We start from the raw sequence: 26,008 nt of genomic DNA on the forward strand, positions 1-26,008 counted from the left end.
CCTCACGAATTGCGTGCGATCAGCCGGTCCATCAACCGCGCCGGGAGCAGGCGGGTCATCAGCGCCGCCGCCTTGGTCAGCAGCGTCACCCGGTAGCGCAGCCGCGGCCGGGGGCTTTCGAGCGCATGCAGCAGCGCCGCCGTCACGGCTTCCGGCCCGAGCTTGAAGCGCGACGGGCGCCGGCTCCCGGTCAGGCGCGCCAGCTGGGCCTGGTAGTCCGTGCGGTGGACCGAGCGTTCGACGTCGACGGTTTCGCGAAAATTGGCGAGGGCGTTCTGGGTGAAGCGGGTGGCGATCGGGCCCGGCTCGATCAGCACGACCGCGATGCCGCTGCCGGCGAGCTCGATCCGCAGCGTGTCGGTCAGCCCCTCCAGCGCGTATTTCGAGGCGACATAGGCGCCACGGTATTTGCCCGCGACGAAACCGAGGATCGACGAGCACTGGACGATCCGGCCATGTCCCTGCGCCCGCATGGCGGGGAGCAGGCGCAGCGTCAGCGTGTGCCAGCCGAACAGATTGGTCTCGAATTGCCGGCGGAGCACGGCCGTCGTCAGGTCCTCGACCGCGCCGACCTGGCCATAGGCGCCATTGTTGAACAGCGCGTCGAGCGTGCCGCCGGTCGCCGCGAGCACGGCGTCGGCGCAGGCATGGATCGACGCCTCGTCCGTATAGTCGAGGAACAGGGCTTCCAGGCCGGTCTGCCGCAGCGCCTCGATGTCCTCCGCCTTGCGCGCCGTGGCGAAGACGCGCCATCCGCGCGCCTTCAGCGTAAGCGCGGCGTCGCGGCCGATGCCGGAGGAGGCGCCGGTGACGAGGATCGATCGGGCGTTCATGCTGTTCCCTATGCTTCGGGGCGGGTCGCGCCCGGACTATAGAGCGCCAGGGCGACCAGCCAAGCGCCAATGCGTCCGGCAACCGGGTCGGCGCGGTTGACCGGCCCGGGCGCTATTCCTACTGTCGGCCGGCCTTATCACGCCATCTCCCGGTCCCGCCCCGATGCCCTGCCGTGCCTTGACCGCGCTCGTCCCGAGAGGACGCGGCGCATGCTGATGATCGGCCGTCTCGCCGAGATCGCCTTCATCGTCCTGCCGATCTTCGGCATGATCACGATCGGCTACATTGCCGGCTGGACCAAGCATCTCGGCGACCGCGCCGCCGACGGGCTGTCGGAATATGTGTTCGGCATCGCCGTGCCGGTGCTGATCTTCAAGACGTTGTCCGAGGCCAAGATGCCGGAGGGTGGCCAGCCCTGGGGCTACTGGATCGCCTATTTCGCCGGCGCCTTCATCGTGTTCGGCATCGGCTTCCTGATCGCGCGTCGGATCTTCGGCCGACCGCATGTCGAGGCCGTCATGCAGGGCTTCGCCAGCGGCCAGTCCAACACCGTCTTCGTCGGCGTGCCGGTCATCCTGAACGCGTTCGGCAGCGAAGGCGCGGTGCCGCTGTTCCTGCTGATCGCCATCCACCTGCCGGTGATGACGACGGCGGCGACGCTGTTTGCGGAAGGTTCGGAAACCGGCATTTCGCGCGCCACGCTGATGCGCCTCGCGAAGGCGCTGGCGCGCAACCCGATCCTGATCGGCATCTATGCCGGCGCCATCGGCCAGATCCTCGGCGTCCAGCCATCCGGGCCGGCGGGCGAGGTCGTGCGCATGCTGGCCGCCTCGTCGGTGCCCTGCGCGCTGATCTCGATGGGTCTGGCGTTGCGCCGCTACGGCTTCGCCGGCGACATCAACGCTTCGCTCTTCATCAGCACGCTGAAGCTGCTCGTGCATCCGCTGATCGTGCTGGCGCTGGTGCAGGTCCTGCCGATGCCGCCGGTCTGGGCCGGCGTCTGCGTCGTGTTCGCCGCCATGCCCTGCGGCGTCAACGCCTACCTGCTTGCCAATCACTACAAGGCGGGCGTCGCCAGCACGGCGAGCGCCGTGTCGCTCTCGACCATGATCAGCCTCTTCACGGTGACGATCTGGCTCTATGTGCTGGGCGTCGGCTAGGGAACTCCGGCTTCCGGCAGGCCGACCATGCGACGGATATCCGCTGGCGTCGCGCCGGCGGCACGCAGCGCCGATAGCCCGGTCGAGCCCTCGGATTTCGACAGCTTGCGGCCGGCCGGGTCGAGGATCAGGCCGTGATGGCGGTAGACCGGGGCAGGGAGGCCGAGCAGCGTCTGTAGCAGGCGGTGCACGCCGGTGGCGTGGAAGAGGTCCGCGCCGCGCACGACATGGGTGACGCCCTGGTCCGCGTCGTCGACGACGACCGAGAGATGGTAGCTGGTCGGGGTCTCCTTTCGCGCCAGCACGACGTCGCCCCAGCGGGAGGGATCGGCGAGGATCGTTCCCGTCTCGCCATCCGGTCCGCTGCCGAGTTCGGTAAATTCCAGCGGTCCGGCGCGGCCGATCGCGGCGTCCATCTTCAGCCGCCAGGCGAAGGGTGCGCCGCCGGCGACCCGCCGCGCCGCCTCGCCGGGATCGAGATCGCGGTCGAGCGCCGGATAGAGCGGCGCGCCGTCCGGATCACGTGGCCAGTCCGGAGCGGCCGTGGCGGCCTTGATCTCGGCGCGACTCATGAAGCTCGGATAGACGAGGTCCATTGCCTGCAGCCGGTCGAGCGCCGCCGTATAGGCGTCGAAATGCTCCGATTGCCGCCGCACCGGTTTTTCCCAGTCGAGCCCGAGCCAGGCGAGATCGTCGAGGATCGCCGCCTCGAATTCCGGCCGGCAGCGCGTCGGGTCGATGTCCTCGATGCGGATCAGTAGTCGCCCGCCACTCGCGCGCGCGCGGTCGCCGTTCAACAGCGCCGAATAGGCGTGGCCGAGATGCAGGTCGCCATTCGGGCTGGGGGCAAAGCGGAAGGTCGGGATCATGGCGGGGCGGCGCGACGTCGTGCGGGATGGCGGGGCAGGGTTCACCCTTGCTAGCATGCGCCAGATTCGTCCGCCTGCCTGCAATTGGGATTTTTCCATGCTCGATGGTCCGCGCCTCGCTCCGCTTTCCGGCGGCAAGCCCAAGAAACTGGTCGTCCTGCTGCATGGCGTCGGCGCCGACGGGCACGACCTGATCGATATCGGCAAGCATTGGGCCCCGGCATTTCCGGACGTCGCCTTCGTCGCCCCCGACGCGCCCGATCCGTGCGACTGGGCGCCGATGGGCCGGCAGTGGTTCCCGCTGACCGTGCGCGATGCGCATGAATACTGGCAGGGCGCCTCCGCCGCGGCGCCGAAGCTCGACGCCTTCCTCGACGCGGAACTGGAGCGGCAGGGTCTGACCGACGCCGACCTGGCGCTGGTCGGCTTCAGCCAGGGCACGATGATGGCGCTGCAGGTCGGTCCGCGCCGGCCGCGCGAAATGGCCGGTATCGTTGCCTATTCCGGCCGCATCGCCGGACCGGAGCGGCTCGCCGCGGAGGTGAAGAGCCGGCCGCCGGTGCTCCTGGTACATGGCGCGCTCGACGAGGTGATCCCGATCGCGGCGCTCCAGGAAACGGAGAAGGCGCTGCGCGACGCAGGCTTCCCCGTCGCGGCGATCGAGCGGCCGGGCCTCGGCCACGGCATCGATCCGCAGGGCCTCGCCGCCGGCGCCAGCTTCCTGGCGCGCATTTTTGCCACAGCCGAGATCTGATCGCCGCGCACGGAAACGTCAGCGTCCCATTGTCTTCACAAGGATGACACAGACCCTGTAGACTATTTCGGCAATCTCGAGGTTTCGGCGCGTCTCAACAGAGGAAGCCATGTCTTGACGATAGCCGTGTCGCCCGGCGCACATCCCGCCCTTGTTCTCAACGCCGACTATCGGCCGCTGAGCTACTACCCCTTGTCGCTCTGGTCCTGGCAGGACACGATCAAGGCTGTCTTCCTCGACCGGGTGAACATCGTCTCCGAATATGATGTCGACATCCGCAGCCCGTCCTTCCGCATGCGGCTGCCCAGCGTCGTCTCGCTGAAAAGCTATGTGACGCCGACCCGCAATCCGGCCTTCACGCGCTTCAACGTCTTCCTGCGCGACCGCTTCCAGTGCCAATACTGCACGTCGCGGGAGGAACTGACCTTCGACCACGTCATCCCGCGTGCACGCGGCGGCCAGACGACGTGGGAAAATGTCGTGGCCGCCTGCTCGCCCTGCAATCTGCGCAAGGGCAGCCTCACCTCCGCCGATGCCCGCATGTGGCCGCGGCAGAAGCCCTATCAGCCGAGCGTGTCCGACCTGCACAACAACGGCCGGCAGTTTCCGCCCAACTATCTGCACGACAGCTGGCTCGATTATCTCTACTGGGATACGGAACTGGATCCCTAGAGCGTTTTCGAGCGAAGTGGGGACCGGATCGCGTCAAGAAAACGCGACCCAACAAATCATCCGTCAGCCCCCGTCGAGCTCTTGCCGCTTCTCCTCCCCGTCACCGATCCCGCCGATCCGCGCATTTCCTGCTATCGCGACGTCCGCGAGCGCGACCTCGTCGGCCGCGACGACCACTTCATCGCCGAGGGCGAGGTGGTGCTGCAGACGCTGGTGCAGTCGCCGCGCCATCGCCTGGTCTCGCTGCTGATCGACGAAAAGCGCGCCGCCGGCCTCGCTCCTGTCACCGACCAACTGCCCGACGACGTGCCGGTCTATGTCGCCAGCCAGCAAGTGCTCGACGGCATCGTCGGTTTCCATATCCATCGCGGCATCCTGGCCCTCGGCCATCGCGCGCCGCCGCCGTCGGCGGATCAGCTGCTCGCCGGCATTGGCGGACGGGCGCTGGTCGTCGTGCTGATGGGGATCTCGAACCATGACAATCTCGGCGGCATCTTCCGCAACGCCGCCGCCTTCGGCGCCGATGCCGTGCTGCTCGACGCGCATTGCTGCGATCCGTTCTATCGCAAGGCGATCCGCGTCTCGGTCGGCAACACGCTGACCCTGCCGCAGGCCCGTCTCGCGCCCGGCGAGGACGTCGTCGATCTCTTCGCGCGGCATGGCTTCACGGCCGTTTCGCTGAGCCCGCAGGGCGCGTTCCGCCTGGCCGAACTGAAGCGCCCGCGCCGCGTCGCCGTGCTGCTCGGGACGGAGGGACCCGGTCTCGACGAGGCGGTGCTTGCCCGCACGCGGACGGTGAGCATTCCGATGGCCGCCGGTGTCGATTCGCTCAATGTCGCGACGACCAGCGGCATCGTGCTGCACCAGCTGGTCGAGGCGGCGGCCGACGAGGACGTCGGCTGAGCCCTAGGCCTTGCGGAAGGCCGCCCAGAAGGCGGCAAGCGCGATAACGACCGAGACGAGCGCGTTCCAGCCGGCGAAGGAGAGCCCGAGCACGCGCAGCGCCGCTTCCGTGCAGCTGACCACGCGGGTCTTGCCGATCTGCGCCAGCAGGTCGCCGGCATTGCTGGTGGTCGCGACGCCGCCGCCGCAATCGGCGGGGCCAGGCCAGAACTGCCATTCGGCGCCGGCGTGGTAGATGGCGAGGCCGAGGCCGGCCAGGAAGATCAGCCCGACGAGGACGAGAAGAAGCCGCGCGAAGGCTTCCGACTTGCGGAGGCCGAGCAGCAGGATGGCGACCAGCAGGACCGGCAGGCCGAGATAGTAGGGAATGCGCTGCTCGAGGCAGAGCTTGCAGGGGGCATAGCCGGCGAAGATCTGGAAGCCCCAGGCGCCGAGAATGGCCGCGAGGCCGATCACGAAGCTGAAGAGGGCGAGCGGCAGGCGGGAGGCGGAACGGTCGACCATGGAGATCTCGCTTTGATCGGGGCGACTGCTTTTAGCGCGGCGACCTCGGCCGTGTCGATGCGGCGCCGATGCGCATGGGGTGGCGGCGTGTCGCGGCTGGGAACTTCCTGCAATCGGTCGTTGCTTCTGCCGCGAGCCTGATTATAGTCGCGCCGTCGCGGGCCTCGGACCCGCGCGTTGCGGGCGTGGTGGAACTGGTAGACGCGCCGGACTCAAAAAGTGGTTTGTCTACCAATCCACAGAAAATCACGACGAGTTGAAACCGTCGTATTTTCAACGGGCTGACAGAGTGGCAAAGGCGAGTAGGAAAATCGCCGAAAATAGTCTAGGAGCCGGCTAGGAGCCGAAACCTGGGGTAGGATCGGCGGTGGTGTGCGGGCGTGGCGGAATTGGTAGACGCAGTGGATTCAAAATCCACCATCTTCACGGATATGTCGGTTCGAGTCCGACCGCCCGCACCATCTTTGATCCCGGCTCCGATTCACAACATCCAGCAGATTGGCGCGAACGGGCCGACCCAGCTCGACCGACGGCTTGTATCGGCTGAGACATTGGATCTCGCGCCATTGGGTCTCGGCCACTAAGCCAGCGAGGTGATTGACCGCGGCCGCGGCCATCATCTGGAACGAGTGATGCTGCTCGTCAGCCGAACGGCGGCATCGCCTATGAACCAGAAGCTCTTCCCGGATGAATCGTACCGCCCGTCGGGAGCCACCGTGACCATCTGAGGCATCCGGCGTTTCCTGTTAGCCCGAAGCCGCTCGATGCCATTGCGCTCCTCGCGCCAATCCTCCGGATAGCTCTCGATCTCACCAGTGAAGGCGTAGTCGGGATCCCCGTCTCCCGTAGCGGTCAGATAACCCGCGGCGTCCCCCCTCCTGATCATCGAGGGGCGCATCGTCGATGTTTCTCGGCAGAAGCAGGATGCCGTCAGCGTCCTCAGTCTTGGTGACGACGTGGACCTCATGTCCGCATTCCCGGCAGAATCTGGTCGGATATCCGAAAAAACCGGCATGGTGCCGGTGAACTGGCGCGCGATGGAAACCGAGGAGCTGGGTTCGGTCTATGAATCTCTGCTCGAACTCCAGCCGCAGCTTGGCGACGACGGCAAGACGCTCACCTTCGCCTCGGAAGCCACTGAGCAGAAGGGTAACCAGCGCAAAACCACCGGCTCCTACTACACGCCGGACAGCCTCGTGCAGGCACTCCTCGACACAGCGCTCGATCCTATTCGCGACAAGACAGAGGCGGAAGCCGCCGACCCAGCCCAAGCCTTGTTGAAGCTCAGCGTCATCGACCCCGCCTGCGGATCGGGCCACTTCCTGCTAGCCGCTGCCCGCCGAATCGCTACTCGTCTTGCCCGCATTCGAGCGGAGGGCACACCCTCGCTTGCAGATTTCCGACATGCGCTGCGTGATGTCACCCGCTGCTGCATCTATGGTGTCGATCGCAACCCGATGGCGGTTGAACTCACCAAGGTCGCTCTCTGGATCGAGACGGTGGACCCTGGCCTTCTGCTTGGCTTCTTCGATGCGCAGATCCGTTGCGGCGACTCTCTTTTTGGCGTGTTCGATTTAAAGGTGCTGGAGCAGGGTATTCCGGATGCTGCGTTCAAGGAGCTCGCCGGCGACAACAAAGAGGTAGCAAGATACTACGCCCGAAAGAACAACCTGGAGAAAGCAGAAAAAGATCGTATCGCCGAAGGCTCCGGTTTCAGCCGTGCAAGAGACGTCACGCGCGATTTCGAGGCGCTTCGCGCTATGCCGGAAAATACCGTCGACGAGATTGAAGCCAAGTCTGCAAGACTACGTGCGCTGACCAAGCAAGGTGCAGTCGCATGGCAACTTGAAACGGCATGCGATCTCAACGTGTCGGCGTTTCTGTTGCCGAAGACGAAAGGTGGGCCGTATGCGGGGCCTGACGGGGATCTCCGACCCGGCGCTGCTGCGAGCCTCGCACATCGTGCCGTGGAGCGCGTGCGAAAGCGACGCCGAGCGGCGCTGTGGGATGCTGCCTTCGACCGTGCGCTCGTCACATTTGACGACCAGGGCAGGCCCGAGTTCTCGGCCAGCCTCAGCGAGCAAGCGCGTGCCGAACTGCGCTGGCATTCCCCCATTCCGCTAACAGATGGCCATCGTCGACGGTTAGCCCGACATCGCGAGTGCATGCGAGCCGAGCAAAGCTGATTTGCGTGTTTGATGTCTTAGCCAGCCCGAGTTCACACCAAACAGCTTTGTCGACGGTCTCCGGCTCGCTACATTCCAACCCTTTGTTCGCGGCCGCCATTCAGAGGACGATCATTCGATGGTGGCGCTTTCTCCCAGAACGGACCGGTTTTCGCCTTTTCATAACCGTACTCATAAAGAGACCGCATATAGCCTGTATCAAAGTCAGGCGAGGCAGGTGACGGAACATTCCCGTCGATGTAGGTCAGGTTGAACCCAAGCTTGTTGTGCCGGGCGAAGTCAAAGGTGTCGTATAGAATAGACCGAGTTTGCCTCTTTGTGAGCGAGGCAGAACTCCGCGCAGCGATATCCGCAGTGTTGTTCCGCACCACTTGAAAATCTGGGTCAACCTTGTTGTTGATCAAGATATAGATGTCTATATGTAGATTTCGGCTGAAGTTTCCATTCCGTAAGAGGAATGCATCCGGTAACGTCAGTACGGGCGTCATCACGGCCCCATCCGCATGCATCTCCTCAAAACGACGCCCATTTGCCTCAACGTCGATTAGGATAGGTGGGAATACCACCGGGATGCTTGCCGATGCGGCAATGACGTCCCGAAACAGGTTCAAAGCCTGAGTTGATCCAATCGAAGCAATTCGCCCCATGTCCCAGATCACCGTGCGTTGCGTATCGAGATTGGTGGTTACAATGAAAAGCCTTCTGCCCCTAGCGTGCTCGGCAGAAATTGCTGCGAGCATACGCTGGTCAACATAATGAGCGACGAGCTCGCGCAGACGCGTATTTCCAAACACGCCCGATCTAAAAAGGGCATTCGTAATACTTGGCGATCCGAGAAGGCTCTCCGCTATGCCGCTGGTGTATATTTCTTTCAGCGTGGCATCGTAGGTAGACCCAAGAAATGCAAACGGCGCAATCAATGCGCCGGTACTCACCCCCGAAACAACTGAAAACTGCGGGCGAGTGCCGGCTGCGGCCCAGCCGCTCAAGACGCCGGCACCGTAGGCACCGTCGGCACCGCCTCCGGATAGCGCAAGATAGCTATGCGAGCCAGCACGAAGGGGCATGCGCGCTTCATTGGAGAACGTCGATACTGGCTCGTCCGCATATTTCCGCAGATCGTTGAGGTCGAGCACACGCGAGGATAGCGCGTCATTGGCGGTGTACTGTGTCCGCGGAAGAGAACTGCAGGCGGCAAGGATCGTCATGGCGATGACGACGAACGATAGACGGCCGAGCGCACGGAAAATGTTGCTCATTCCCACTCCTAATTGCCCGGAGCATCAAGTTGGTGTCCAGGACTGCGCACGTCGCAGGGCGCGAAGGTCGTCGCGTCCGTTGCGCGCGCGACCGGCTCCACATGAGGCAGCGCCTTGTCATTGCGATAGGTGATTGCAAGTTCCGCCCCCACCGACGAAAGACATGAGCGCAGCCGGAGGCGATGCTCTGTGCATTGGCGATGCCGATGATGAGCCCGCGTTTGCCCGAGAGGTCGACGATGGGGGACATCACAAGCGTTCTACAGCGGCGCTGTCAGGTCGCAGAACCGACAGCGCCTCGTCGGCGATGACGCTCTCTTCGTCCGTCGCGATGACCAGTATTTTGACGCGCGCGCCTGCGGCGCCAATCGACCGGGCATTGACGGCGTTTGCGGCCTCGTCCAGCTCGAGCCCGAGCCAGCTGAGACGACGCGCGACCGCGGCGCGCACCGGCGGCTGATTTTCGCCCACGCCCGCCGTGAAGACGACAGCGTCGAGCCCGCCGAGCGTGGCCGCGAGTCGGGCGATTTCGCCGGCGATGCGAAAGCAGAAGAGTTCAAGCGCCTCGGCGGCTTCGGGGGCAGCGCTTTCGATCAATTCGCGACTGTCGGCGCTGATCCCGGAGATGCCGAGGAGCCCGGAGCGACGATAGAGCAGATCCTCGACATCGGCCGGGCTCATGCCTTTCTGCATAATGAAATGTAGAACAGCGCCAGGATCCAGCGCGCCGCAGCGGGTCGCCATCGGAACCCCATCCAGGGCGGAGAAGCCCATACTGGTGTCGCAGCTGCGGCCGCCCGCCAATCCGCACAAACTGGCGCCACTGCCAAGATGGGCGACCACGACGCGCGCGCCGGCGAGTTCGGGCTCGCTTTTCGCAATTTCGCTTGCGATAAACTTGTAGGAAAGTCCATGGAAACCGTAGCGTTTCACACCTTCGTCATGCAGGGCGCGCGGGATCGCGAAGCGACGAACGAGGTCCGTCTGGGTGCGATGGAAAGCTGTGTCGAAAGAGGCCGCTTGCGGCAGCCCGGGTCGCAAGCGGCTGATCGCGCGGACGAGCCGCAACCCCTGCGGCTGATGCAGCGGCGCGAGCGGCGTCAGGGCTTGTAAGGTTTCGAACGCCGTGTCGTCGAGCCGGATCGGTCCGGCGAAGGTGTCGCCGCCATGAACGATGCGATGGCCGGCGGCGGTGATCTGATCCATATCGTAGTGCCAGGACAGCCGGCGGAAGGCCTCGCCGAGCACTTCATGCAGTTCGGCGGCAGGGTCGGATTCAAGCGCCACATCGAACCTGTCCTGTCCCTCGAGAAGACGAAACTGAAGGGGCGGCTTGTGGAAGTCGATCATTCCCTTCCCGATGCGCCGCGCCCCATCCCCTTCGAGGGCGAACAGGCCGAGCTTCACCGTGGACGATCCCGCGTTGAACGTGACAAGCATGCGCTGGCTCATGCGGGTTTTACTTCCTGAGACCGGCGAAATGCGACGAGCTTGGCAAGGGCAGCGGAGGCGATGCGGGTGCGCAAGGAATCGGCTCGGCTCGTCAGGATGATCGGCACGCGGGCGCCGAGCACGAGCCCGGCTGCGTCCGCGCCGCCGAAATAGATCAGTTGCTTCGCCAGCATGTTTCCGGCCTCGAGATCCGGTACGAGCAGAATATCTGCCTGACCGGCGACCGGCGAGATTATACCCTTGGTGCGCGCTGCGTCGGAGTTGATGGCGTTGTCGAAGGCGAGCGGCCCATCGACGCGTGCGCCCGTGATCTGGCCGCGAGCCGCCATGACAGTCAGCGCGGCGGCGTCGAGCGTCGATGGCATGCGGGAGTTGACGGTCTCGACGGCAGTAAGGACGGCAACGAGCGGTTCGACGACGCCGAGCGTGTGCAGAAGGTCGACTGCATTCTGGCAGATGTCGCGCTTGTGATCGAGAGTCGGCTGAATGTTGATCGCCGCATCGGTAACGACAAGCGGCTTCGAGTAGGCGGGCACGCTCATCGCATAGACATGGCTGACGCGACGATCTGTCCGCAGTCCGGAATTCTCGGCGATAACCGCTCCGAGCAGTTCGTCGGTATGCAGACTACCCTTCATGAGCGTGGCGACGCGACCGCCGGCGGCAAGCTCGACGGCGCGGGCAGCAGCCGCGTGGCTGTGCTCGACGGCTTCGATCGGGATACCATCAAGCGAGACGCCGGCCTCCTCAGCCGCAGCCCTGATTTTGGCCTCGGGCCCGACGAGAAGCGGCTCGAGCAAACCCTCGTTACGGAGCTCCACCGCGGCAAGTATGGCATCAGGCGAGCAAGGATGGACGATCGCTGCCTTGAGCACTGGCAGGGCGCGAGCCTCGTTGACGAAATGCTCGTATCGGTGACGCCGTACCAGTGCAACGTCGGGGAGCTTCGCGCGCGGCCATTCGACGGTGCGGTCCGGAGCTATCACGGTCGCCGAGCCGTTCAATACCTCCTCGCCGCGCTGGTTCGCGCAGCGCGTGTCGAGTACGACGATGCGCTGCTCCGGCCACTTCTCCCGGACGATGACGGTGACAGTGATCGTATCTCCGGGGGAGACCGGTTTGCGGAAGCGTAGATCCTGCTCGAGATAGATCGTGCCCGGGCCCGGCAGCTTCGTGCCGAGCACGGCCGAGACCAGCGCGCCGGTCCACATCCCATGAGCGACGATATGTCCGAAAATATCGGTCGACGCGAAGACGGGATCGAGATGAGCGGGATTTACATCGCCGGACACGGTGGCGAAAAGATCGATGTCGTCGCGGCCAACGACGCGCACGAGGGAAGCACTCTCGCCGATCGTGAGGTCGTCGAAGGTGCGATTCCTGAGTAGAGATTGATCCAAGTCTGCCTCAGTGTTGATGAACACAGGTTCCCGATGCGCCAGCTCTGCGGTTAAAGCGTAGCTTCCCCGCGTATCAGTACATGTGCTGACCGCCGTTCATGGCGACGTTGCTGCCGGTCATGAAGGCAGCGGCATCACTCGTGATGAATGCTACCATCGCTGCGATCTCATCCGGCTGACCAAGGCGGCCGACTGGTATCGCATCGATGATCTTCTGGCGTACGTCCTCGCGCACCGCCATCACCATCTCGGTGGCCAGGTAGCCAGGCGAGACGGTGTTGACCGTCACGCCCTTGCGCGCCACCTCTTGCGCCAACGCCTTGGTGAATCCATGCACGCCGGCCTTGGCAGCCGAGTAATTGGTCTGGCCAAACTGGCCCTTGCTGCCATTGATCGAAGAAATGTTTACGATGCGTCCCCAACCTCGCTCCACCATCGGATCAATGAATGGCTTGGTGACATTGAACAGGGAGTCCAGGTTGGTGCGCAGCACGGCATCCCAGCCGGCCTTGTCGAGCTTGCGCAGCGTGGCATCGCGGGTGATGCCGGCGTTGTTCACCAGAATGTCGATCCGATCACCATCGGCGTGGATGCGCCGCGCCAGTTGCTGCGTCGATTCGTATTCGGACACATCCACCCCGTAGGCGGCGAATGTATAACCCTGTGTTGCTTGCGCTTGCTGCCACTGGTCAATCGTGGTGTTGCCCGGCGTATGTGTCACGATTACGCGGTGGCCGACGTCGTGCAGAGCACGGGCGATCGCGGCGCCCAATCCCCGGTTGCCTCCGGTCACCAGGGCTGTTCGCTGAGAGGTACTCATGGCGACCTCCTCACTTTTCGGCCTTGCTCTTGGGCGTGGCGGCTGGTGCAGACCAGGGCTGTGTCCATGGCTGAAAAAGCTGCGCAAAAGAAGCAGCGTCACCACTAGCACCAAGTGTCTCGGAGACAGACGCCTGCCAGGTCGCGAGCGCCTGGCGCAGGCCATCGACAAAGGCGGCCTGGCCCCTGGTGGCGGTTTGAGCGATTGCTTGGGCATCGCCAACGCGGCCCTGATACAGGCACCGGAACGCCTCGGATGGCAAGGTCGCGAGCGCCTGCCAGTCTGCCGCCTGCTGAAGCCTCTGGATGCGCGCAGTGGTTTCCTCTACGCCGCCAGCGCTGAGCTGTTGCATGGCTTCTAGCCAGCGATGTCCGCTTTCTTGCAGCAAACGAGTGATCTGTAGCTGTAGCTCGGCGTTGGCTTTGTAGAGTTGGATGGGCAGTTCGCTGTTCATTGCAGTGCTCCACGGTCACGTTGTGCCCCATTGGGGGCGGCTATGGACCATTCCTTGCGAGGTGACCCGATTGAACCGCGGCGGCTCTGTCTCCGCCGCGGATGGCCATGTCACGTCATTGCCACGTATGTCCCGGGCGCGTCGCCAAGTGGTGTGTACGTGCTGCCGCCCATGGCAGGTGGCGCTACGCGCCCGGCCGAGCGCTGCGCCAACCACTGCTGCCAGGCCGGCCACCAGGAACCCTCGTGCAAAGGCGTCTCGGCGCGCCACATCTGCGGATCGACGTAGCGCTTGCCGGCGGCACGGGTGGCAATCTGGAAGCTGCGCCGGGGATGCCCCGGCTCGCTGACCACGCCGGCGTTGTGCCCACCGCTGGTGAGCACGAAGGTCAACTCCGCATCACTGAGCAGGTGCATCTTGTACACAGAGGGCCAAGGCGCGACGTGATCGCGCACCGTGCCGACGATGAACATGGACACGTCGATGTCGGCGAGCGCCACCGGCCTCCCGTCGACCTGATAGCGTCCCTCTGCCAGATCGTTGCTCAGATACAGTTGCCGCAGGTACTCGCTGTGCATGCGATACGGCATGCGGGTCACGTCGGCATTCCAGGCCATCAGATCGTTGAAGACTTGCCGCTCACCCAACAGGTATTCGCGAACCTGTCGTGACCAGATCAGGTCACGCGAATTGAGCATCTGGAACGCGCCAGCCATCTGCCTGCCGTCAAGATAGCCCTTGTCCCACATGCCGGCCTCGAGCCACGCCAGTTGGCTCTCGTCGATGAAAAGCGCGATCTCGCCAGATTCACGAAAGTCGGTCTCAGACGCTAGCAGCGTCAAACTTTGCAGATGTTCGTCACCATCGCGCGCCATCGCAGCAGCAGCGATCGCCAACAAGGTACCGCCCAGGCAATAGCCGACGGCTTGCACCTTGCGCTCAGGCACGATGGCCGTGACCGCGTCCAACGCGTCCATGACCCCCAAACGCCGGTAGTCGTCCAGGCTGAGGTCGCGATCGGCTGCGGTCGGGTTCTTCCATGAAATAATGAAAACCGTATGCCCCTGGTCGACCAGATACTTCACCATCGAGTTGTGCGGCGACAGGTCGAGGATGTAGTACTTCATGATCCAGGATGGCACGATCAGGACCGGCTCGGCATACACATCAGGTGTCGTGGGTGTGTATTGGATCAGTTCGATCAGGTGGTTGCGGTACACGACCTTTCCTGGTGTGACCGCCACGTCCTTGCCAACCTCGAACCCTTCGACCCCTGCTGGCGCATCGTTCAGCGCGAGACGCCGCGCATCATCGAGGAAGTTCATCGCACCGCGCCACAGGTTGGCGCCACCGCTATCCGCGATGGCGCGCAGCACCTCGGGGTTGGTCCAAATGAAATTCGCAGGCGACCACATGTCCAGCCACTGCCGCCCGGCGAAAGTGACCAATCTCTCGTGATGGCGGGACACGCCGCGCACGCCGGTGGTGGCATTGTGCCACCACTGCTGCTGCAGCAAGAAGCCCTGGTGAATCACGTTGAAGGGCCATTGCTGCCAAGCAGAATCGGCGAAGCGCCGATCCTGCTCCAGCGGCTCAATGCAAGTCGGGCAGTCGTGCGCACTTGCCGCGCGCACTGCATAACGCGCGAGTCGCTGCTGCTTGTGCAGCCCCTTTTCCAGCAGGTTGCGCTGCTTGCCCGGTGAAAGACTCAGGTGCAGCGCCCAGTCATACCACGCCAACAAGCCCGCCGCCGGCGACAACCCGCCAGTGCCACGTGCCCGCAAGGCGTTAGCAACCGCATCCAAGGCATCGGGGGGCGCGCTTTCAAGCGATGCCGACGCGGGCTTGTCAATCATGGCAGCAGTGGTCATCACCAGCCCCGTTTAGTAAGTGACATATTACTATCTAATCGTCTTTGCGCGAATGTGCAACCCACGTCGCCGACGACAGTTCTTCTGGGGCATCGGCACGCGCGGGTTTCTGGCTGACGCCGCCGAGTCGCGCTCAGCGACTTTCCACGCAAGTGACGTCGCAACGCATCGAACCAAGCCGAACCAGACCACCGTTACCTATGATCACAGCCTCGCTCGTTCTGTCCCGAATCGTCAGATTGACCTTCTTCCGGGAAGACATTTGACGATTATTGAAGTAATACATCACTCACTATGTGGAGATCTGAACAGTGAACGAACGCCCTCAATACCTGCGCGCCGAAGAACGGCGAGCCGCCACCGTACAGGCCGTTGTGGATCTGGCGGCCGAGCAAAACCCGGCCGAGATTACGACCACCGCAATTGCGGATCGAATGGGCTTGACGCAGGGCGCGCTGTTTCGCCACTTCCCCACCAAGGACGCGATCCTGGAAGCAACCATGTCCTGGGTCAGTGAACGCCTGCTGGCCCGCGTGGACAAGGCGGCCGAAGGCGCGGCGACCCCAGCGGCGGCCCTCGAAGCCATGTTCATGACGCACATCGATTTCGTGGCAAGGCACCCGGGTGTGCCAAGAATGCTGTTCGGGGAGTTGCAACGACCGGGCGAGACCCTTCCGAAGCGAATGGTCCAGACCTTGATCCGTCAGTACGAACAGCGGCTGCGTCGCCTGATGGAAGCAGGCAAGGCGCAAGGCGAACTGAATGCGGAACTGAATGTGGATGCCGCGGCCGTGTTGTTCATCGGCACCATTCAGGGATTGGTCATGCAGTCATTGTTGGCCGGCAAGGTTAGTCGGATTCGCCGTGACGCCCCAGCCGTGTATGCCATCTATCGCCGTGGCATTGAAGCTGCGCAATGAAAGCTCTCTGCTTCCGGGGTTAAGGCGCACCAGCGTCAACCTTTACTCGGCAACGCCCTTTGCGTCCGGTCTCGGGCTGCCGCTGATCCTCTCTTTGCTACTGCCATAGAAGGCTAGGGCAGGAGAGCTTTCCTGCTCCGGACTGGGCACACTTGACAAATCGCGCCGTCATTAGATAGTAATAAGTTACTTTCTAATGACGGCATATATGGTCCGTCGGCAAGCTCGTCTTCGCCCGGGTGACCGACGTGAAGCGACGGTCCAAACCGTCGTTGACCTTGCCCGCAAACAAGATTCTACGGATCTCACGACCGAAGCTGTCGCCAAACGGTTGGGAGTTATCCAAGGACGCTTTGATCGACCGCCCAAGGAATCGTGGGTTGGCGTGAGTGTAGAGCGCCATGCTGACGATGGGCCTCTGCAACCTCTGGAGTAGATATAAATGAAGGACGCCCTGATTAATTATCGCCGAAGCGGTCAAGTAAATCGCTTCGTGCTACTAATTTCAGTGTTCACAACATTTGTGATGGGGATTTCGGTTGCCCCTGTAATGGCAGAGCAGATGTCGCCTGCCTACAATATTACGGACGGGCGTCCGTGGAAGATGACGATGGACGATGGCCGCGTTACCACCCTTGTCCTTTTTGAAAACGGCAAAGGCAAGATGACCGGCGGGCCTGTGGAATTGTCTCCGAAATGGAGAGCGACGCCAGATGGCCTATGCCTCAAACCCGGCACCCTGCTTCCCGAGCGGTGCGTGCAATTGGTGCGATCCAACAATGGATATATCGGCATGAGGGCTGGCGAGCAGCTCTTCAAGTTGGAACGATAGGCTACGCTTCACAAGAGCGAATGGGGCGAGGTCGATGTCTAAACATAGAATAAATGTGGCTATAAAAGCCTCCGGTGTAGCGGCAATTCTATTTGGAATAGCCACGGTCGTTTCGGGTGGAAACGCTATTCTCGGTCTTCATGGGATAATCGAATCTAGCGAGAAAATTGTACCATTCGTCTTATATTTTAATTTTCTTGCTGGATTTACATACATCATCATCGGGATTGGTTTGATGTTGCGAAGCAGATGGGCGCCTGCATCCGCGGTCTCTGTAGCTGTTGCTACTGTCATAGTCTTTGCTGGCTTTGGTGTGTGGATCTTCCAGGGTGGCGCTTACGAAATGCGAACTCTCGTTGCCATGAGCCTGCGGACCACATTTTGGTGTATCGTGAGCATTGTCGCATTGGTCGCGCGCAGTGCTTATTCAACTTCGCCAATTACGGAAACTGGTTCGAGATCAAATAATCCCGATTGTCCTGGGAAGGAGATGCCGCGTCACGGCAACGACAATATACTGTAGAATGGTAGCCGACAATACATCGCTGCCCAAAAGTCGACCACCGAACCTGTTACGAAATGGGGGTGGATGAGGTTACTTCGGCCGCACTCCAGCCGCCTCCGATCGCTTTGTACAATGCTACCAACTGAACGGCAGCTGTCGTCTGCGCACGCACATTTGCAATTTCGGCCTCGTGCAGGAGACGCTGGGCCGCAAGCCATTCAACTCGCGCGATGTCGCCGGCAGTAAAGCGCGTTTCAGCATGACGAAAGCTGCGGCGTGACGCCTCCAGCGCCGCTTGACGAAGTGCAAGCGCATCCAGTCCCGCTTCATAGTCGCCCAAAGTGCGCTCCGCATCGCCCAGCGCTGTCAGTACGGCCTGCTCATAGCCCAGCGCGGCCTGCCGCTGAGCAGCCTCCCGGGCACGGATCTCTGCGCGCACACGGCCTCCATCGAACAATCGCCACGAAATGAGTGGGAGGATGGAGAAGCGGCTGCTGGATGAGTCGAACCAGTCGCCGGGACTGAGCGCCTGGAATCCGCCCCCAGCGCCAATGGACAGCTTGGGGAACAGCTCCGCGGTAGTCACGCCGATATCGGCGGTGCTGGCGGCCAGCCGCCGTTCGGCTGCCAGAATATCGGGGCGGCGACGCAATATGTCGGCACGTTCGCCCACGGGCAGCGCCGGCAGTGTAAGGGTCGACGCGGCGGTATCGAGCAGCTTTAGTTCCCGTTCCGGCGGTGAGCCGAGCAGGGCGCCAAGACCGAGCACCGCCCCGCGCTGTCGAGCCTCGATGCCTGGTAGCATGGCACTGGCCGCGGCCCATCGCTCATAGGCTGCATCCACGTCGGCACCGGAAACGTCGCCGAGAGCGGCACGGCTGCGCATGAGGTCCAGGGTCTGTTGCAGGGTTGCGACCGTCGCCTGCTGCGTACGCAATTCCTCTCTGGCGCCGGTCGCCTCGAACCACGTGCGGGCGACTTCGGCCGCGATCCGCATGCGAACGCCCAGCGCTTCGGCTTCCGTTGCCTGCAAGCGGGCGCTTGCGCCTTCCAACGCCCGCCGATTGGCGCCGAACAGGTCGAGTTCCCAGGCCGCGTCAAAACCGGCATCGTAGATTGTCTGCGACGCTTCGAGGCCGGGAATGACGCCAATGGGCAGCGGGCCATTTTCACTTTGCCGACGCCGGTTCACGCTAGCGCCCGCGGAAACAGCGGGCAGTTGCTGACCAGCGGCCCGATCCCGCAGCGTGCGCGCTTCGTCGATACGCGCCGCCGCCTGGCGGATATCCAGGTTTTCAGCGAGGGCGGTGTCGACCAATCGCTCCAATTCAGGATCGCCAAGTGTTGTCCACCAGCGCGTAAGGTCCGTTGGCGCAGGCGCCTTCGGAACGGGCCGGATCCAGCCGATGCCCGTATCAATGGAAGGTGGCACGCGATAGTCGGGACCGACGACGCAGACGGTCAACGAGGTGCAGCCGAAGATCAATACTGTGAAATTCGGCCATCGAGAGGAAGGTCCGCCCGGATCCGCCAAAGATTCTGACTGGCGATAGTGGATCAAACTCATTGCAGACGTCCTCGAACGAAGATGATGGCCATGGTCAGCGACACCAGGGCGATCAGCGCCAATGGCCAAAGGCTGGCAAGAATATCGCCGGGCGACATTGCCTTGAGAAAGCTGCCTTCCACGATGATCAGGAAATGGGTGAGTGGAATCGCCTGCGCCAGCCATTGCAGCACTGTGGGCATGTTCTCGACCGGCGTGGCGAAGCCCGACATCAGAACGGCGGGCACGCCGATGGCGAAGGCGCCAAGGATGGCCTGCTGCTGGGTCGCGCTGATCGCGGAAATCATCAAGCCGATGCCCACCACCGACAGGATGAACAGGACCAGGCTGACAAAAAGCAACCCAAACGAGCCGTTAAACGGAATCTGGAACGGCCCGGCCGCTGCCGCCATCATCAGAAGTCCGAGCATGGTGCCGATGACCAGCGCCGGCAGCGACTTGGACACGATGATTTCCGGCGTGGAGGTCGGTGACACCAGCAACTGGTCGAATGTACCCAGTTCGCGTTCGCGGGCGATCGACAGCGAGGTAATAAGCAGCGCGCTGAAGAAGGCCAATATGCCGGAGAGACCGGGTACGATGAACCAGCGGTACGTCAGATTGGGATTGAACCAGTTGCGCACCGCCGCTGGCGTTGCGGGACCGGCGTCGGCGTTGGCCTCCGCTCCAACCTCGGCAGCGATGGCAGAGAGATAACCGGTGGTGATCTGCCCTGAATTGCTCCGCCGGCCATCGATCAGCACCTGGATGCGACCGTTGTCGCCGGCAGCAATGGAGCGCGAAAAGTCTGGCTGGATATCGAGCGCCGCGATCACCTTGCCCTGGTCGATAAGCTGGCGCAACGCCTGGCTGTCGGTCACGTGATGGACTTTGGCAATGAACTCGGCCCGGTCCAGCCGTGTGATCAGTTCATACGACCAGCGGCCCGCATCCTGATTGTGCACGGCGATATCGACATTGCGCACTTCAAGCGTGGCGGCGAAAGCAAACACCAGCAATTGCAACAGCGGCGGCACGAACACGACCATCCGGCTGCGCGGGTCGCGCAGGATGCTCAGGACTTCCTTGATGAACTGCGCCCGCAGTCGGGTGAAAGCGAAATAGCTATTGTGTTGCGCCACGGCCGCTCACTCCAGATTCTTGCGCGTGGCGCGTTTCGCCAGGAGGAAAAACAGGATTCCGATTCCGGCCATCGCCAAGAGGTTCGGCACAAAGACCGCCCAGATGTCTCCGGCCAGAAAGATGGTCTTCAGCGAAGACACGAAATAACGTGCCGGGATCAGCCAGGTGATGGCCCGGATCGGCGCTGGCATGGCGTCGATCTCATAGAGAAAGCCCGACAGCATGAATGCCGGAAGAAAGCCGGAGAACAGTGCAATCTGTGCAGCCAGAAACTGATTGCGCGTAACAGAGGAGATCAGCAACCCTTGGCCGAGCGCAGGAACCATGAACGTGGCCGAAAGCAAAAGAAGAGCAGCCAGCGATCCGCGCAGTGGCACGTCGAACACGAAGACCGCCAGCACCGTGGCGCCAAGCGTGGACAACATACCAAGCGCAAAATAGGGCAAGAGCTTTCCAATGAGGATTTCAACGACAGAAGCGGGCGTTGAAAGCACCGCTTCCATCGTGCCCCGTTCCCATTCGCGTGCGACCACGAGGGCGGTCAGCATGGTGCCAATGATGGTCATGACGATGGCGATGGCGCCGGGTACGAGCGAACGGCGGCTTTCCAGCTCTGCGTTGAACCAGTAGCGGGGTTCCAGTGTTACGCCTGCCGGGGATGCCTCGACACCAAGGCCGTTCCGCCAGGTCTGCACGACGCCCTGCGCATAGTTCGTGACATAGTTGGCGGTATTGGGTTGCGAGCCATCGGTGATGATCTGCACGAGAGGCTGAGCTCCACGATTGGCCAGCCGTTGCTCAAAATCCTGCGGAATCACGACAAAGCCGCGCAGGCTGCCGGAGACGACCCGGTCAGCGACCTCGCGCCGGTCATGGGCGAAGGTGACGTCCAGATAGCGTGTGCCGGCGAATGCGGCGGCCAGTGATTGAGCTGACGCGGATTCGGATTCCTGCACGACGCCAATGCGCACCGCACGCACGTCCAGCGACACGGCATAGGCAAACAGAAATAACAGTACGACCGGAAGGACGAAGGCGATCAACAGCGTGGATGGATCGCGCATCGCTTGCAGGCTTTCCTTGAGCACCAGAGCCCAAAGACGCTTTGGGTCGAAGCGGCGCATGGCCTCAAGAGGCACCCGGTGATGCGGGCGCGGTTCGTTCACGCCGTTCATGCGGTCGTCCCGCTGCGAGGGTCGTCAGCGAGATCTTCGGCTTCGACCAGATGAATGAACGCGTCTTCCATGGTCGGGTCCGGCCGAAGATCACTGACAGCGCCGCGCTTGAGAGCGTCCGGCGTATCGAGCGCGATCAGCCGGGCGCGATAAAGCATCGCAACCCGATCGCAATATTCTGCCTCGTCCATGAAATGGGTGGTGACCATCACCGTCACGCCCTTGCGGGCAAGACCGTTGATATGGGTCCAGAATTCGCGCCTAGTGATGGGATCGACGCCTGAAGTCGGCTCATCCAGGAACAGCACGGGCGGGCGATGCATCACCGCGCAGGCCAGTGCTAGGCGTTGCTTATATCCGAGCGGCAGCGAATCCGGCGCCGCCGACAACCAGGTCTGCAGACCGAAGATTTCGACCATCTCCGCGATCCGCGCCTGCCGCGCGGCGCCTTCCAGGCCATATACGCCTGCGGAGAACTCCAGATTTTGCCGCACGGATAGCAAACCATAGAGCGAGAACTTCTGCGCCATATAGCCAAGCTGGCCCTTGGCCGCGCCGGTCGCCCGGCGCAGATCGAGGCCCACCACATGCGCCTCTCCGCTGGTGGGTTTGAGCAGGCCGCACAGCATTTTGAACGTCGTCGATTTGCCAGCGCCGTTCGGCCCGAGCAGACCAAAGATTTCTCCCTTGCGGACCTCGAAGCTCACAGTGTCGGTGGCTGTGAAAACACCAAAGCGCTTCGTCAGATCGCGGCAGGAAACGGCGACGTCCGAAGCAAGCTCGACAGGAGGCAACCCCTCGGCGAGCGCCGATGTGCCGCCGGGGCCGCCGCCAAGAAGGTCGATGAAGGCGTCTTCGAAGCGGGCGGGCACCGCCCTGAGATGCGCCTCGACCCGATCGGCAAGCGCGGTTATCTGTTCGGTTCCCGAATGCGCACGCAACACCATGCGTACGCCGGCACCCTGGATTACCCCATCGCTGACGCTTTCCAGATTCAGTGCTTCGGCAAGCACGGCCCGGCGGCTATCGCCGACCTGCTCCAGGCGAAAGCTTCGGTCTGTAAGGCGCGCCGTCAACTCTCCGGGCGGTCCGTCGTAAGCGAGTTGCCCTTCGTTGAGCAGCAATACGCTGTCGCAGCGCTCGGCTTCGTCGAGGTAGGCGGTCGACCAGACCACAGCCATTCCTTCGTCGGTCAACGCCTGCACCATGCGCCACAGGTCCTGACGGCTGACCGGGTCGACGCCGACGCCGGGTTCATCAAGCAACAGTACGGCAGGCCGGGCCATCAGGGCGCAGGCGAGACCCAGCTTTTGCTTCATGCCGCCGGAGAGCTTGCCCGCCAGGCGTTCGGTAAAGGGGGCAAGGCGCGTGAAGTCGAGCAATTCCGCGAAAAGATCAGCGTTCCTGTCGGCATCCATGCCGCGCAACTGCGCATAGAGCCGCATATTCTCCATGACCGACAAGTCTTCGTAGAGACCAAAGCGCTGCGGCATGTAGCCGGTTGCGACGTGGATGGCGTCATTGTCGCCCACCACATCGAAACCCGCCACCGTGGCGTGGCCACTGTCCGGTGTCAGCAGACCTGTCAGGATGCGCATCAAGGTGGTCTTGCCTGCGCCGTCCGGTCCAACCAGCCCGGTAAGGCAGCCGTATCGGATATGTGCGTTCAAGCCCTGCAATGCATGCACGCTGCCAAAATGCTTGTTCACCCCGTCGATGACGACCGCGACCTCACTATTAGGGTCGCGAGGCGGGTCCGATGTTACGCTACCCGACACGTTAATGGCCTGTGGTGCGCGCGTTGGAGGCTTTCCCGTCATCGACCTCAATGGTCACCGGCATGCCCTGGCGCAGCGCTGCATCTGCATTGATCACCACGATCCGCAGGCGATAGACGAGATCCGTGCGCAGATCCGCGGTCTCTACCGTTTTTGGCGTGAACTCGGCGCGCGGGGAAATGAACCCGATCTGACCTTGATAGAGTTTGTCGGAGGAGTCGCTCCGAACGCGCACTCGCATCCCGGGCGCAATGCGCCCCAGATCCGGTTCACCGATGTAAGCGCGCACATAAACCGGTGCGTCAAGACTGACACTGTAGACCGGGCTCTGGCTGACAACCATGCTGCCGGGTTCGCGCACTCGGGCGATTATCGTGCCAGTGCTTGGCGCGAGCAGCACGGTGTCTGCAAGGGCGGTGGCAGCTTGTGCTCGTGCCGCTTGTGTGGCGGCCAGGCGGGCTTGCCCCGCTGCGATATCTTCTTTGCGGAAGCCCTCTGCAGCTTGCGAATGGGCTGCCCGGGCCGCATTGACGCTGGCCACGGCCTGATCGCGCGCGGTGCGAGCAGTATCGGCCGCTTTTTGACTCGTGGCCCCCGACGTGAGCAACTGGCTCTGACGATCGAAATTGCGCTCCGCCTCCCTGGCGACGGCCAATGCCTGATTGAGGACCTCTTGCGTCTGTGCGATCTCTTGCGGTCGCAGGCCGCGGCGCAATTTGTCGAGTTCCGCCTGTGAAACATCCACAGACGCGTCTGCAGCCGCGAGTGCTTCCTCGAATGGCTGTGCGTCGAGGCTTGCCAAGCGCGCGCCCGCTTCGACGTGATCTCCTTCATCGAAGTGCATCCGCACTACACGGCCCGACTGACGGAAGGCCAATTGAACTTCCCGAATGTCGACATTGCCATACAGGCGCAGTGCATTGTCGTCGCGGTCGCCGCTCTGCATCCACAGCCATCCAGCACCAATTATCGTGATGACGGCGGCAACAATGATGCCCCGCTTTGCGACGCTGGATAGGCGGATACTCTTCATTGCACCGTTCCGATACCGCGCAGATAAATGGCAAATACGCCGGGCGCATCGCCACGGATGCGTGTGACATCGCCCGCCAGCATAGATCGCATGACGAGTCCCTGGACCGTGCCGATGAACAGGGTAGCTGCGGCGTCTGGATCGAGATCTGCATGCAGTTCGCTCCGTGTCTTCCCTGCTTCGAGCAAGCCACGAAGCCGCTCGCCGTTGTGGCGGATCAACGTCTGGGCCATCCGCTTCGGAAGAGTCTCCCCCGGACGTTGCAACTCCCCAAAGAGCATTCTTGGCACCCCCGGGTGTTCAGACACGAAATCGATATGCGTCACGAAGACCGCCTCAAGGGCTGCGATTGGAGACGTGGCTCCTTCTGCGGCCTCATCCACACGGGCGAGCAAGCGCTCGGCCACCCAGGACATGACTGCCTCCAGGATGGCATCCTTGGTCGGGAAGTGGCGGAACAGCGCCCCCTGGGTCAGCCCCATTCGCTGCGCGATGGCCGTCGTTGTGATGTCGCTCGGATTCTGTTCTGCAGCCAGATCGACCACAGCCTCCACGGTTGCCGCCCGTCGCTCGTCAGCGGGAAGATGCTTGGGATGTCCACTCATGGCTTGCACTCGCAGAAGAAAGTAATTTATTACTATCTATCTGCTATGGGTGCATACCACAAGAGGGAACCGCGAGGGGGTAATTGTCATCGACAGCAAGGCCGTTATCCCGGTCGCCCGGTACTGGTCGATCCTATGTGAATGGAAACGAGGGCGCCTGCTTTCTCCCTGTGGGAGGGGCCGGTTACGTCATGAACTCAGCGGGATATAAGTGGAGCTACGCCACCTCCGATATTTCGTTGCCGCGGCGGAACATGGCAGTTTTCGCAAGGCTGCGTCGGCGCTTGGCATCCGAGAGTCAGCGGTCAGCCGTCGAATCCGCGATCTTGAGGATGACTTGGGCGCCTCGCTCTTTCAGCGGCACAATGGCGGTGTCATTCTGACGCTGGCCGGGCAGCGCTTCGTGCGGCACGCGCGAAAGGCACTTCGGCAGATCGAGTATGGTGCAAAGGACGTCGCGACGATCGGACGCTCCGAAGACGGTAGGATCAAGATCGGGATATTCTCCTCGCTCGCCTCGGGCTTCCTGTCGGAGTTGCTGCGTGCTTATGATAAGGGTCACGCGCAGGTTCGAATCGAGCTGATAGACGGCGATCCGGCGGATCATGTTTCGGCGATTCGTCAGTTGCGACTTGATGTTGCGTTCATCACCGGTACGTCGCAGTGGCCCGATTGCGAAGTCGATCAGCTTTGGTGGGAGCGGGTATTTGTTGTCCTTCCCGCTAACCACTCGCTCTGCGGCAAGGCGGAACTCAACTGGCGCGACCTCGTCGGCGAGCGGTTCATTGTAAGCGACGGGGCGCCGGGGCCGGAGATTCACGACTACTTGGTGCAGCGCCTCGCTGATCTTGGACGGCATCCGGAAGTTGACACACAATATGTCGGTCGAGACAATCTTCTCTCGCTCGTAGCGGTCGGCCGAGGTCTAACGCTGACAAGCGAAGCAACTACGGTCGCACAGTTCCCAGGAATCACATATCGACCGATCGCGAACGAAGTTCTGCCCTTCAGCGCAGTGTGGTCGCCCCGGAACGATAATCCGGCCTGCCGTCGATTGCTCAGTCTCGCGCGTACATTATCCCGATCAACAAGAGCAACAATCATTACTGCGATGCTTTTGACTTCCTCGCTTTCACAAATCCCCGATCCGTGGCTATGAATCGCTCCAGCATAGGAACAATGAGACGGACCGGATCGGCCGATGCCTGTCCCGACTCGCGGCCGAGGATCTCGGCATAGGCCATGAGGTCGCGATGGAGCGCGGCAGGCAGCTCCAGCGCGACCTTGACGGGTTTATCGTCCGCAATGGGGCCGAGTTTCAGCTTGGTCATGG

Annotated in this window: 26 protein-coding genes, 1 tRNA gene and 1 pseudogene; 10 read left to right on the forward strand and 18 right to left on the reverse strand. The window is 62.5% G+C overall.

The window, feature by feature from the left end; genetic code table 11:
• Positions 1-2: 2 nt before the first annotated feature.
• Positions 3-833, reverse strand: a complete 831-nt coding sequence (locus G539_RS0110590; protein ID WP_035830959.1) for an SDR family oxidoreductase — start codon at positions 831-833, stop codon at positions 3-5.
• 210 nt (positions 834-1,043) lie between these two features.
• Here G539_RS0110590 and G539_RS0110595 point away from each other — a divergent pair, with 210 nt between their 5' ends.
• A complete protein-coding gene (locus G539_RS0110595; RefSeq protein ID WP_342665063.1) occupies positions 1,044-1,994 on the forward strand; it encodes an AEC family transporter in 951 nt (316 codons plus the stop codon).
• Here the strand turns inward: G539_RS0110595 and gluQRS are convergent.
• Positions 1,991-2,863, reverse strand: a complete 873-nt coding sequence (gluQRS, locus tag G539_RS0110600) for a tRNA glutamyl-Q(34) synthetase GluQRS (RefSeq protein ID WP_029075183.1) — start codon at positions 2,861-2,863, stop codon at positions 1,991-1,993. The genes G539_RS0110595 and gluQRS overlap by 4 nt on opposite strands.
• 97 nt (positions 2,864-2,960) lie before the next feature.
• On the opposite strand from gluQRS, the gene G539_RS0110605 reads away from it, so the two are divergent.
• The 3 genes from G539_RS0110605 to G539_RS0110615 all read left to right on the forward strand — a co-directional run bounded on the left by G539_RS0110605 (position 2,961) and on the right by G539_RS0110615 (position 5,192).
• Positions 2,961-3,617 (forward strand): alpha/beta hydrolase, encoded by a 657-nt coding sequence (locus G539_RS0110605; RefSeq protein WP_029075184.1) that lies wholly within the window; start codon positions 2,961-2,963, stop codon positions 3,615-3,617.
• Positions 3,618-3,731: 114 nt separating this feature from the next.
• The gene (locus tag G539_RS0110610) at positions 3,732-4,289 is read left to right on the forward strand and encodes an HNH endonuclease (protein WP_029075185.1); all 558 of its coding nucleotides are present in this window, start codon (positions 3,732-3,734) and stop codon (positions 4,287-4,289) included.
• An 81-nt stretch (positions 4,290-4,370) separates the two neighbouring features.
• Positions 4,371-5,192 (forward strand): TrmH family RNA methyltransferase, encoded by an 822-nt coding sequence (locus G539_RS0110615; RefSeq protein WP_029075186.1) that lies wholly within the window; start codon positions 4,371-4,373, stop codon positions 5,190-5,192.
• 3 nt (positions 5,193-5,195) lie between these two features.
• On the opposite strand, the gene G539_RS0110620 is transcribed toward G539_RS0110615, so the two are convergent.
• Positions 5,196-5,696 (reverse strand): disulfide bond formation protein B, encoded by a 501-nt coding sequence (locus G539_RS0110620; protein WP_035830961.1) that lies wholly within the window; start codon positions 5,694-5,696, stop codon positions 5,196-5,198.
• Positions 5,697-6,070: 374 nt separating this feature from the next.
• On the opposite strand from G539_RS0110620, the gene G539_RS0110625 reads away from it, so the two are divergent.
• Positions 6,071-6,157, forward strand: a tRNA-Leu gene (locus G539_RS0110625).
• A 155-nt stretch (positions 6,158-6,312) separates the two neighbouring features.
• Here the strand turns inward: G539_RS0110625 and G539_RS27415 are convergent.
• A complete protein-coding gene (locus G539_RS27415) occupies positions 6,313-6,663 on the reverse strand; it encodes a hypothetical protein (RefSeq protein ID WP_245576852.1) in 351 nt (116 codons plus the stop codon).
• On the opposite strand from G539_RS27415, the gene G539_RS27750 reads away from it, so the two are divergent.
• Positions 6,662-7,882, forward strand: coding sequence for an N-6 DNA methylase (locus tag G539_RS27750; protein WP_245576853.1), 1,221 nt, complete (start codon positions 6,662-6,664; stop codon positions 7,880-7,882). The two genes, G539_RS27415 and G539_RS27750, sit on opposite strands and share 2 nt — an antisense overlap.
• Before the next feature lie 68 nt (positions 7,883-7,950).
• Here G539_RS27750 and G539_RS26650 read toward each other — a convergent pair whose 3' ends face one another.
• The 7 genes and pseudogenes from G539_RS26650 to G539_RS0110660 form a co-directional block, all read right to left on the reverse strand.
• Positions 7,951-9,141 (reverse strand): patatin-like phospholipase family protein, encoded by a 1,191-nt coding sequence (locus tag G539_RS26650; protein ID WP_084639931.1) that lies wholly within the window; start codon positions 9,139-9,141, stop codon positions 7,951-7,953.
• A gap of 20 nt (positions 9,142-9,161) precedes the next feature.
• A pseudogene (locus G539_RS27555) lies at positions 9,162-9,391 on the reverse strand (SDR family oxidoreductase); the annotation flags it as partial.
• Positions 9,391-10,593 carry an acetate/propionate family kinase gene (locus tag G539_RS0110640; RefSeq protein ID WP_029075190.1) on the reverse strand — a complete coding sequence of 401 codons (1,203 nt, stop codon included), beginning with the start codon at positions 10,591-10,593 and terminating at the stop codon, positions 9,391-9,393. The pseudogene G539_RS27555 and the gene G539_RS0110640, both read right to left, overlap by 1 nt.
• On the reverse strand, positions 10,590-12,017 hold the full coding sequence (locus G539_RS0110645; protein WP_035830963.1) for a bifunctional enoyl-CoA hydratase/phosphate acetyltransferase: 1,428 nt from the start codon (positions 12,015-12,017) through the stop codon (positions 10,590-10,592). The genes G539_RS0110640 and G539_RS0110645 overlap by 4 nt, the downstream gene beginning before the upstream one ends.
• Before the next feature lie 49 nt (positions 12,018-12,066).
• The gene (gene phbB / locus G539_RS0110650; protein WP_029075192.1) at positions 12,067-12,813 is read right to left on the reverse strand and encodes an acetoacetyl-CoA reductase; all 747 of its coding nucleotides are present in this window, start codon (positions 12,811-12,813) and stop codon (positions 12,067-12,069) included.
• A gap of 10 nt (positions 12,814-12,823) precedes the next feature.
• Positions 12,824-13,267, reverse strand: a complete 444-nt coding sequence (locus G539_RS0110655) for a phasin family protein (RefSeq protein WP_029075193.1) — start codon at positions 13,265-13,267, stop codon at positions 12,824-12,826.
• Between the two features lie 110 nt (positions 13,268-13,377).
• On the reverse strand, positions 13,378-15,138 hold the full coding sequence (locus G539_RS0110660) for a PHA/PHB synthase family protein (protein WP_029075194.1): 1,761 nt from the start codon (positions 15,136-15,138) through the stop codon (positions 13,378-13,380).
• 311 nt (positions 15,139-15,449) lie between these two features.
• On the opposite strand from G539_RS0110660, the gene G539_RS0110665 reads away from it, so the two are divergent.
• The 3 genes from G539_RS0110665 to G539_RS26660 all read left to right on the forward strand — a co-directional run bounded on the left by G539_RS0110665 (position 15,450) and on the right by G539_RS26660 (position 17,413).
• On the forward strand, positions 15,450-16,058 hold the full coding sequence (locus G539_RS0110665) for a TetR/AcrR family transcriptional regulator (protein WP_029075195.1): 609 nt from the start codon (positions 15,450-15,452) through the stop codon (positions 16,056-16,058).
• Between the two features lie 442 nt (positions 16,059-16,500).
• Positions 16,501-16,890, forward strand: a complete 390-nt coding sequence (locus tag G539_RS0110670; RefSeq protein WP_029075196.1) for a hypothetical protein — start codon at positions 16,501-16,503, stop codon at positions 16,888-16,890.
• 34 nt (positions 16,891-16,924) lie between these two features.
• Positions 16,925-17,413, forward strand: coding sequence for a hypothetical protein (locus G539_RS26660; protein ID WP_210162806.1), 489 nt, complete (start codon positions 16,925-16,927; stop codon positions 17,411-17,413).
• A gap of 49 nt (positions 17,414-17,462) precedes the next feature.
• On the opposite strand, the gene G539_RS24390 is transcribed toward G539_RS26660, so the two are convergent.
• From G539_RS24390 to G539_RS0110700, 6 genes are read right to left on the reverse strand one after another with little or no spacing between them, the layout of a single operon-like run.
• Positions 17,463-18,962, reverse strand: a complete 1,500-nt coding sequence (locus G539_RS24390; RefSeq protein ID WP_084639932.1) for an efflux transporter outer membrane subunit — start codon at positions 18,960-18,962, stop codon at positions 17,463-17,465.
• On the reverse strand, positions 18,959-20,083 hold the full coding sequence (locus G539_RS0110680) for an ABC transporter permease (RefSeq protein WP_029075197.1): 1,125 nt from the start codon (positions 20,081-20,083) through the stop codon (positions 18,959-18,961). The genes G539_RS24390 and G539_RS0110680 overlap by 4 nt, the downstream gene beginning before the upstream one ends.
• A gap of 6 nt (positions 20,084-20,089) precedes the next feature.
• Positions 20,090-21,208, reverse strand: a complete 1,119-nt coding sequence (locus G539_RS0110685) for an ABC transporter permease (RefSeq protein WP_245407713.1) — start codon at positions 21,206-21,208, stop codon at positions 20,090-20,092.
• Positions 21,209-21,255: 47 nt separating this feature from the next.
• A complete protein-coding gene (locus tag G539_RS0110690; RefSeq protein ID WP_210162807.1) occupies positions 21,256-23,079 on the reverse strand; it encodes an ATP-binding cassette domain-containing protein in 1,824 nt (607 codons plus the stop codon).
• Positions 23,039-24,070: a secretion protein HlyD gene (gene hlyD, locus G539_RS0110695; protein WP_029075200.1), complete on the reverse strand. Its 1,032-nt coding sequence runs from the start codon at positions 24,068-24,070 to the stop codon at positions 23,039-23,041. Before hlyD ends, G539_RS0110690 begins: the two co-directional genes overlap by 41 nt.
• On the reverse strand, positions 24,067-24,675 hold the full coding sequence (locus G539_RS0110700; RefSeq protein WP_029075201.1) for a TetR/AcrR family transcriptional regulator: 609 nt from the start codon (positions 24,673-24,675) through the stop codon (positions 24,067-24,069). The genes hlyD and G539_RS0110700 overlap by 4 nt, the downstream gene beginning before the upstream one ends.
• Positions 24,676-24,886: 211 nt before the next feature.
• Here G539_RS0110700 and G539_RS26665 point away from each other — a divergent pair, with 211 nt between their 5' ends.
• Positions 24,887-25,834, forward strand: a complete 948-nt coding sequence (locus G539_RS26665) for a LysR family transcriptional regulator (RefSeq protein ID WP_084639933.1) — start codon at positions 24,887-24,889, stop codon at positions 25,832-25,834.
• Here G539_RS26665 and G539_RS0110710 read toward each other — a convergent pair.
• Positions 25,779-26,006, reverse strand: a complete 228-nt coding sequence (locus G539_RS0110710; protein WP_029075203.1) for a DUF2274 domain-containing protein — start codon at positions 26,004-26,006, stop codon at positions 25,779-25,781. The genes G539_RS26665 and G539_RS0110710 overlap by 56 nt on opposite strands.
• Positions 26,007-26,008: the final 2 nt, after the last annotated feature.

Origin of the sequence: Kaistia adipata DSM 17808, from assembly GCF_000423225.1 — a bacterium.
Lineage (GTDB): Bacteria > Pseudomonadota > Alphaproteobacteria > Rhizobiales > Kaistiaceae > Kaistia > Kaistia adipata.